The 3,527-nt window shown below is 63.9% G+C and carries 6 protein-coding genes; 3 read left to right on the top strand and 3 right to left on the bottom strand.

The window, feature by feature from the left end:
* Positions 1 to 30: 30 nt before the first annotated feature.
* The 3 genes from ACE5CZ_RS14765 to ACE5CZ_RS14775 are packed head-to-tail and all read right to left on the bottom strand — an operon-like array spanning position 31 to position 2,086.
* Positions 31 to 822, bottom strand: a complete 792-nt coding sequence (locus ACE5CZ_RS14765; protein ID WP_374948083.1) for a hypothetical protein — start codon at positions 820 to 822, stop codon at positions 31 to 33.
* Complete coding sequence (locus ACE5CZ_RS14770; RefSeq protein WP_374948084.1) at positions 819 to 1,709, bottom strand: ABC transporter ATP-binding protein; 891 nt, start codon at positions 1,707 to 1,709, stop codon at positions 819 to 821. Before ACE5CZ_RS14770 ends, ACE5CZ_RS14765 begins: the two co-directional genes overlap by 4 nt.
* Positions 1,706 to 2,086, bottom strand: coding sequence for a GntR family transcriptional regulator (locus tag ACE5CZ_RS14775; RefSeq protein ID WP_374948085.1), 381 nt, complete (start codon positions 2,084 to 2,086; stop codon positions 1,706 to 1,708). Before ACE5CZ_RS14775 ends, ACE5CZ_RS14770 begins: the two co-directional genes overlap by 4 nt.
* 176 nt (positions 2,087 to 2,262) lie before the next feature.
* Between ACE5CZ_RS14775 and ACE5CZ_RS14780 the strand changes: the two genes are divergently transcribed.
* The 3 genes from ACE5CZ_RS14780 to ACE5CZ_RS14790 form a co-directional block, all read left to right on the top strand.
* Positions 2,263 to 2,778 (top strand): DUF177 domain-containing protein, encoded by a 516-nt coding sequence (locus tag ACE5CZ_RS14780; RefSeq protein WP_374948087.1) that lies wholly within the window; start codon positions 2,263 to 2,265, stop codon positions 2,776 to 2,778.
* A 27-nt stretch (positions 2,779 to 2,805) separates the two neighbouring features.
* Positions 2,806 to 3,009 (top strand): 50S ribosomal protein L32, encoded by a 204-nt coding sequence (gene rpmF, locus ACE5CZ_RS14785; protein WP_044442139.1) that lies wholly within the window; start codon positions 2,806 to 2,808, stop codon positions 3,007 to 3,009.
* Between the two features lie 51 nt (positions 3,010 to 3,060).
* The coding region (locus ACE5CZ_RS14790; protein WP_374948086.1) for a ribonuclease III family protein at positions 3,061 to 3,527 on the top strand (467 nt) is incomplete at its 3' end.

Genomic DNA, 3,527 nt, shown 5'->3' on the forward strand with positions numbered 1-3,527 from the left:
GGGCACAGAAGCCCGCGGTCGGCTTGCACGCTAGTTCTTCGGGGTCGCGCGGCGCAGGATGAAGTAGCCCGTGATTGCGGCGACGACCGTGGGCACGAGGCTCCACGCGATGACGCCCGTCGGCCCGTTCGAATCGAACCAGGCGCCCACGGCAGGCCAGCTGCTGCTGAACGACACGAGCGCGATGCTGACGATCAACGCCAGGCCGAGCGTGCCGAACAGGGCCAGCATGCCGTTGTTGCGCCAGCGCTGGTAGATGGTCGCGATCGCGGCCCCCACGAAGTAGAAGAACAGGTACGTCGCGAAGTAGAGCCCGAAGCGCTCGATCCACGACGCATCCGCACCGCCGAAGTAGAAGCTGGCGAACATCGTGCCGCCCAGCCCCCAGCCGTCGGTGGCCACCTCGATGGCGGCCAGGATGGTGAGTCCCGCACTGTACGCCGCCGAGAGCGCGATGAACGTGAGTGCGCTGCCCAACCAGAAGTCGCGGCGGGTCACGCTGAAGCCGAGGGCGAATGGAAACGTGAATGCGACGGCCTGGATGCCCAGCACGAGCATGTAGACGAAAATGTAGAACAGCGCCCCGGAGTATGCGATGCCGTCGCGCGCATCGGCCCTGTCGGCATCGCTGGTGACAGACGCGAAGATGATCCACCAGATGGCGACGTTCACCAGAAAGATGCCGCCCATGATCATCCATGGCACGGCGAAGACGCTGTACCGATTGACGAGGTGCAGGCGAACGACGGCGAGGATGCGATTGCCCGCGTCGGCGGATTCGACCAACGGCTCGGTCGGTTCGGCTCGGGTGACGATGCTCATGCGCTCTGCTCCAATACTGTCTGGGGGCTGCCGGTGAGGCGCACGACCAGCTGCTGCAGCGACACGGGGGAGAGTTCGAGGCCCAACTCTGCGGCGTGTGCGCGATCCTGTGGGGAGAGTCGACCGACGGTGACCGAGGCGAGGCCGCCGAGGCCCTCGCGGTGCAGCACCTCGCGGTCGGCGACGAACGAGTCGACGCCCTGGAGAGTGCCGACCACGGTCGTGGCCGAGCCGCGGAGCGTCTCCGCGTCTTCGTCGACGATCAGCCGTCCCTCGTCGATCACGAGAACATGCTCGAGCAGGTTGCTGACCTCGTCGATGAGGTGCGTCGAAAGAATGACGGTGCGCGGATGCTCGCCGTAGTCCTCGAGGAGCCGGTCGTAGAAGATCTGCCGGGCCACGGCATCCAGACCCAGGTAGGGCTCGTCGAAGAACGTGAGCGGGGCGCGGGATGCAAGCCCGACGATCACGCCGATGGCCGACAGCTGGCCGCGCGACAGCTTCTTGATGCGACGGTTGAGCGGAAGCCGGAAGTCGGCGACGAGGCGGTCGGCGAAGGCGGCGTCCCAGTTCGGAAAGAACCAGGGCGCGCTCGTGAAGACGTGCCGAGGTTTGAATTCCTCGGGGTAGCGCTGGCTCTCTTTGATGAAGCACACGTTTTTCAACACGGCCGAATTCTCGACCGGGCTCTCGCCGAAGACTCGGATGTCGCCGCGGGTGGCGAAGTCCTGGCCGGTCAGCAACTGCATCAGCGTGGTCTTGCCCGCTCCGTTTCGGCCGAGGAGCCCGTGGATCGTATTCTTCTGCACGCTGAGGCTCACGTCGTCGACGGCGGTGATGTCGCCGAAGCGACGGGTGAGGTGGGATGCCTCGACTACTGCACTCATGCGGTGCCTTCCTTTCTGATCATGTCGATCAATTGCGTCTCGCCGATGCCGAGCTTGTCTGCCTCGACGATCAGGGGCGCGATGAATTCGCTCTGGAACTGGTCGCGGCGCTTCACCACCAGCCGTTCTCGGGCGCCGGAGGCGACGAACATGCCGATGCCGCGCTTCTTGTAGAGGATTCCGTCGTCGACGAGCACGTGAACTCCTTTGCCTGCGGTTGCGGGGTTGATGCGGTGGAATGCGGCGAATTCGTTCGTCGACGGAACCTGCGTCTCTTCGGGCAGGGCGCCGGCGAGGATGTCGTTCTCGATCAACTCGGCGATCTGAATGAAGATCGGTCGAGAGTCATCCACGATGACCGTTGTTGATTGGTTCATTACTCATGCAACTAACCAACCAGGCCGACGGGTCGATGTCAAGAGTTTTATCGGGGCCCTCCGTGGCCCTCCGGGAACGGGCCGCGCAGCCGGGGGTAGACTCGAACGTTGTGAACAAATTCAAGAAGACGCCCTACACCGTGGGGGTGCACGACCTCATCCACCGTCCCGGCGAGATGCGCGAGCACGAGCTCGAGATCGTTGTTCCCGAAAAGCTCGGCGAGGGCCTCGTGGCCGTCCAGGCCGATTCGATCCTCGATGTCGATCTGCGTCTCGAGGGGCTGCACGATGGCATCCTGGCCTCGGTTCTTGTTTCAGGAACGGCCGACGGAGTCTGCGGGCGCTGCCTCACCGACATCCATCTGCCGGTAGAAGTCGAATTCCAAGACGTTTTCGCGTATTCTCTTGACGAAGCTTTTGATTACTCGGTTCTCGACGATCACGTCGACCTCGAGCCGATGATCAGGGATGCGGTGATTCTGTCACTGCCGTTCCAACCGGTCTGTCGGCCGGATTGCCCAGGACTCGACCCGGAGACGGGTGAAAAGCTGGCTGATCAGCCGCATGGCGAACCCCAGCAGATCTCCGATCCGCGCTGGGCTGCGCTCGCAGGCTTCGAGCCCGCAGTCAAGACCAGCACCGACACACAGACTGACCACGCAGACACCGACGCCTCAGCGCGACCCGAGTGACCTGAACGAGAGAGAAAAGAGAAGATCATGGCTGTTCCGAAGAGAAAGATGTCGCGGGCTTCCACCCGCATGCGTCGCGCTCAGTGGAAGGCTACGGCCCCCACCCTCGTCAAGACCATCGAGAACGGCAAGACTGTCTACAGCCTGCCGCACCGCGCCAAGATCGTCGAAGACTCCGCAGGCACCCCCCTGTTCATGGAGTACAAGGGCCGCAAGGTCGCAGACATCTAAAGACTCCTGCTGTCGGCAACGACAACAGCTGCGTCACCAAGGAGCGCCTCGATGGTTTCACAACATGAAACCGACGGGTCGCTCCTTTTGGCGACCCTGCAGGTCGAGCTGGCCGATGAGCTGCTCGAACTCGCCCTGACCCACCGCTCGTACTCGTACGAGAACGGCGGCATCCCGACGAACGAGCGCCTCGAGTTTCTCGGCGACTCGATTCTCGGGCAGGCCGTCACGGTCATGCTGTACACCCGTTTTCCCGAACTCGAAGAGGGCGAGCTGGCGAAGCGCCGCGCCAGCCTCGTGTCGACCGTCGCCCTCGCAGAGATCGCCCGCGGCATCCAGCTGGGCCGTTTCGTGCGCCTGGGCCGCGGCGAAGAGCTCACCGGCGGGCGCGACAAGGCCTCGATCGTCGCCGACGCCGTGGAAGCGGTGCTCGGTGCCGTGTACCTGCAGCACGGCCTGGAAGTTGCCCGGACGGTGGTGCTCCACCTGTTCGCCGGTCTGATGGCCACTGCGCCCAT

This window comes from Agreia sp. (assembly GCF_964263775.1).
Taxonomy (GTDB): domain Bacteria; phylum Actinomycetota; class Actinomycetes; order Actinomycetales; family Microbacteriaceae; genus Agreia.

Coding starts and splice junctions, on each gene's coding strand:
- ACE5CZ_RS14765 (WP_374948083.1), bottom strand. CDS start 822: ATGAGCATCGTCACCCGAGCCGAACCGACCGAGCCGTTGGTCGAATCC.
- ACE5CZ_RS14770 (WP_374948084.1), bottom strand. CDS start 1,709: ATGAGTGCAGTAGTCGAGGCATCCCACCTCACCCGTCGCTTCGGCGAC.
- ACE5CZ_RS14775 (WP_374948085.1), bottom strand. CDS start 2,086: ATGAACCAATCAACAACGGTCATCGTGGATGACTCTCGACCGATCTTC.
- ACE5CZ_RS14780 (WP_374948087.1), top strand. CDS start 2,263: ATGCGCGAGCACGAGCTCGAGATCGTTGTTCCCGAAAAGCTCGGCGAG.
- rpmF (WP_044442139.1), top strand. CDS start 2,806: ATGGCTGTTCCGAAGAGAAAGATGTCGCGGGCTTCCACCCGCATGCGT.